2 protein-coding genes are annotated in these 1,213 nt (G+C 75.1%); one reads left to right on the top strand and one right to left on the bottom strand.

All coding sequences use genetic code 11. From position 1 onward, the window contains the following. The coding region (locus QH283_RS10055) for an MBL fold metallo-hydrolase (protein ID WP_280502746.1) at positions 1-638 on the bottom strand (638 nt) is incomplete at its 3' end. A gap of 212 nt (positions 639-850) precedes the next feature. Here QH283_RS10055 and QH283_RS10050 point away from each other — a divergent pair. Beyond that, positions 851-1,213: beta-ketoacyl synthase N-terminal-like domain-containing protein (locus QH283_RS10050; RefSeq protein WP_280502745.1), on the top strand; the 363-nt coding region annotated here is incomplete at its 3' end.

The following is a 1,213-nucleotide window of genomic DNA, read 5'->3' as shown; positions in this document are numbered from 1 at the left end:
GGGCCGGGGCGCGGGGTCCCGCCGCGCGCGCCGGGCGGGGGCCGGCCGCCGCGCGGGCGGGCCGCCCCCCCCCCGCCCATGGCCCACTCGTACTCGGCGGCGGGCAGGCGCACCGGCACCGAGCCGGGCAGGTCGAGCAGGCCGGCGACATGATCCCAGTGCAGGTGGGTGGGGACGACGAACTCGACGTCGGCGCCGGAAAGGCCGCGAGCGTCGAGCGCGTCGCCGAGCCCGCGCACCGGCTCGTCCGGGGCGACCAGCAACGGGACGGGGAACGGCAGCTCCGGCAGCACCCGCCTGCGCGGGATCGAGCACATCGACGGATCGATGACGAACCGGGCCTTCGGGTGCTCGACCAGGAAGGATGCGTAGCTCATCGGATACTTGCGTAAGCTGCGGTGGCCTTCGGCGACCAGGATCTCCGGCGCGTCCGTACGCGCCTGCGCCAGCACCGTCAGCCGCACGGCAGCACGGGCGGGCGGCGGGTCGGTCACCTCGAGGCGGGCCAGCAGGTCGGTGTCCGGTCGGCGGGGACGCAGCAAGCGGGGCGGAGTGGCGGCCAGCGCGGTGCAGCAACGCACCAGCGTCGGCAGCAGCGGAGTCCGTTCGGCGCGCGGGGCGAGCTGGGTTTCGGGCACGGCCCGACGGTAGGCGATCCGAGGCGCACGCGGTAGGCCCGAGACCGTGCGGCACCACGACACGCTGGGGCGTCCCCACTCCCCGGCGTGTCACGAAATGGCAACGGGCACAATGGGAGACGGGTGCTGATGGGGTCGCGTACGCGACACGAACGCGGGTGGAACCGCACGCGGAACCGCGGGTCCGCGGCGGGGAGGGAGGAGTCGTTGCGATGACGCCCGGTGCAACTCCCACTCCGGCTCACCACACACCGGTCCGGCACGCGCAGGCGGCGATCGTCGGCATGGCCTGCCGCCTGCCCGCCGCGGCGAACCTCGACGAGTTCCGCCGAGCTCGCGACCGGTCCGCCCTGGCCGAGCCCGTCGGTGATCCGCGCCTGGACGCCGTCGACCTGTTCGACAGCGCCTGGTTCGGCCTGTCCGAAGCCGAGTCCGCCGTCGCCGACCCCCGCGAACGTCTGGCACTCGAGGCCGTGGTCGAGGCGATCGACGACGCGGGCGTCGGGTACCGCATGCGCGGGTCGGGCGCCGCCGTGCTCGTCACCCTCGGCCCCTCCCCCGGCATCGGGTACAGT

It is taken from the genome of Nocardia farcinica, from assembly GCF_029867845.1.
Lineage (GTDB): Bacteria > Actinomycetota > Actinomycetes > Mycobacteriales > Mycobacteriaceae > Nocardia > Nocardia farcinica_A.
Note: the sequence above shows the minus strand (reverse complement) of the source record. Positions and strands in the feature narration are given on the sequence as shown.